The sequence below is a fragment of the Stenotrophomonas sp. 05L44_2 genome (genome assembly GCF_056665995.1).
This window is the reverse complement of the sequence record NZ_JBFTNR010000661.1, coordinates 1-2,324: the sequence shown is the minus strand read 5'-3', so window position 1 is coordinate 2,324 and position 2,324 is coordinate 1. Positions and strand designations below refer to the sequence as shown.

The 2,324-nt window shown below is 67.6% G+C and carries 3 protein-coding genes and 1 pseudogene; 1 reads left to right on the top strand and 3 read right to left on the bottom strand.

The window, feature by feature from the left end:
- The coding region (locus tag AC1VAN_RS18940; RefSeq protein ID WP_480986453.1) for a deoxyribodipyrimidine photo-lyase at nt 1-639 on the bottom strand (639 nt) is incomplete at its 3' end.
- A gap of 112 nt (nt 640-751) precedes the next feature.
- Between AC1VAN_RS18940 and AC1VAN_RS18935 the strand changes: the two genes are divergently transcribed.
- Nucleotides 752-1,420: a hypothetical protein gene (locus AC1VAN_RS18935; RefSeq protein WP_480986452.1), complete on the top strand. Its 669-nt coding sequence runs from the start codon at nt 752-754 to the stop codon at nt 1,418-1,420.
- Between the two features lie 18 nt (nt 1,421-1,438).
- On the opposite strand, the pseudogene AC1VAN_RS18930 reads toward AC1VAN_RS18935, so the two are convergent.
- Nucleotides 1,439-1,573: pseudogene (locus tag AC1VAN_RS18930) on the bottom strand (inorganic diphosphatase); the annotation flags it as partial.
- Nucleotides 1,574-1,583: 10 nt separating this feature from the next.
- The coding region (locus AC1VAN_RS18925) for a metallophosphoesterase family protein (protein ID WP_480986451.1) at nt 1,584-2,324 on the bottom strand (741 nt) is incomplete at its 5' end.

The following is a 2,324-nucleotide window of genomic DNA, read 5'->3' as shown; positions in this document are numbered from 1 at the left end:
CACGGACAACGCCTCGAGCGCACCGGTCTCGCCCGGCTGCCAGTGTTCCCAGAACCCGGTATCCCAGTGAAGCGTGGGCGCCAGCTGCAGCGTATCCAGCGCGAGGCTGTCGACCGTATGCGCCGGCAGCGTCTCCGGTGCGGCCCGCAAGGCGGGCAAACGCCAGTGGCTGAGTACGTTGCGCCAGTACGGAGTGAATACCTTGTAGGGCTGCCCCTGCTGGGTGGCGATGTCCCAGGGCTCGAACAGCAGGCTGCCGTTGCAGCTCTGCGCATCTATGCCCTGCTCGCGCAGCGTGCGTTTGATGGCGGCATCGCGCGGTTGCGTGGCCGGTTCGTACTTGCGGTTCCAGTACACCGCTTCGGCGCCGGTCTGCTGCACCAGCTCCAGCAGGGAAGGCAGGCTGTCACCGGCACGCAGCACCAGCGATGAACCCCGTGCACGCAGGCCGGCATCCAGTGCCGCCAGCGAACGATGGCGCCACGCATTGGAGGCCGCGCCCGGCGCCCACTCGCCCTCTTCGTGCGGCGCGTGGATGTACACCGGCACCACAGCGTGGCCCGCTTCCAGCGCCGCCTGCAGCGCCGGATTGTCCTGCAACCGCAGGTCCCGACGGAACCATACCAACGCTACCGACACGTGCACTGCCTCTCAGTTGCTGGGCGGCCATGATAGCCAGTGACGGTGAAGGCGATGYGTGCGACCGGCTCTGCTAGGCTGCGCGCTCTTCCGCTTCCGCCCGGCCCACGTCATGGATGATCTTCGCGCCACGTTTGCCCGCTTCGGCGCCCTGCAGCCGCAATCTGCCGACGCGTGGCAGGGGCCGTTCCCGCTGCCGGACGTGCTGGCCGGATTCTACGCACACGTCGGCCCGTTCGGCGAGGTATTCAATCCTRCAAAAGGCCCCTGCGGCATCACCATTCCAGGCCTTGAGGTGTGGATACCGCCCTTGCAGCGCCTGTGGGCCTACCAGGCAGGCTATCGCTGGAACGGCAACGATGGCGAACCGATCAGCGACTGGCCGGCGCAGTGGCTGGTGATCGCCGACCGTGGCGCCGATCCCCTCATCCTCGACATCGACGACGGCCGCGTACTGTTCGCCCGTCATGGTGCGGGCCACTGGGACGCCGGCGGGTTCGCCGCCGACGTGCCGACCCTGATGGCCGCGTTGGCTGCGGCCGGCAGCGTTTACCTCGAGGCTGATGAGGATCTGTACAGCGATGACGATGATGGCGGGATCCGTCCGGTTCATCGCGAAGCGGCGCTGCGCGCTGTCGCTGTGGTGCTGGGCAGCACGGATGAAGCAGAACTGTTCCTGGACGCAATGCAGCAGAGCCACGCCATGCGCGGATGGTGCACGGAAAGGTTCAATCCACGCGTGGCGTGGATCTGCTTCTGGACTGCTACATCGCTTCGCTGATCACTCGTCCGTCGTTCTTTCCTGCGGCACCTGCTCCGGCTGAGCGGCCAGGAACGGGTGCAGTACGGTATCGGCAGCAGCCACCGCGCCCACCACCAGCAGCAGGGCAACGGCGATGGCGGCCATCGGAACGAGGCGCGGGCGCGCGCTCATCGGTCGTTCCTCACTCCCAGCACCGGTCGGTGCGGCCCTTGGCGGTTTGGGCACGCGCGCAGTCACGCGGCGTGATCCGTCCCTCTCGCTGCTCCACCCGTTGCTTGCCGCCATTGTCATCGCGCTTCAGCTCGAAGGCGTCGTACAGGCGCCCGGTCACCGTGCGGGCCTCGTAGCGAAGGCGCTGCGGATCGATGCGCAACACCTGGAACAGCTGGGTGTCTTCGCCCACAGGGTCCATCGTCCTGCGTGCCTCGTCCGACAGGCGGTACTGCTTCGGTCCAGCCACCGTCACCACGTACTGCGGTGTTGCCGCCTGCCCTTCGCCGCGACGGCCGTAGGTATGGTCATGCCCCTGCAGTACCAGATCCACCTTGTGACGGCGCACCACCGGCAGCAGCACCTTGCGCAGGGCAGCATTCTCGCGGCCCTCGCGCGGCGAATAGAACGGCTGGTGCAGCAGCACGATCGTCCACGGCTGCCGGTTGCCGGCCAGCACCTTGTCCAGCCACTGTGCCTGCGCCTTGGCGGTACCCAGATCCAGCGCCGAGGTCCCATCGACCACGGCCACGCGCACGCCCTGTGCATCGAACCAGTAGCTGGTACCCGCCGCCGCGCTGGCACCGTTGCCCGGCAGGGCGAAGGTCACCGGCCAATGGCGGCCCAGCACACGGCGCTCCTGTGGCGTGTCCTCGAATTCCTCGAAGTACTCGTGGTTGCCGATCGCCGGCGCCACCAGCGTCTCCTGTGC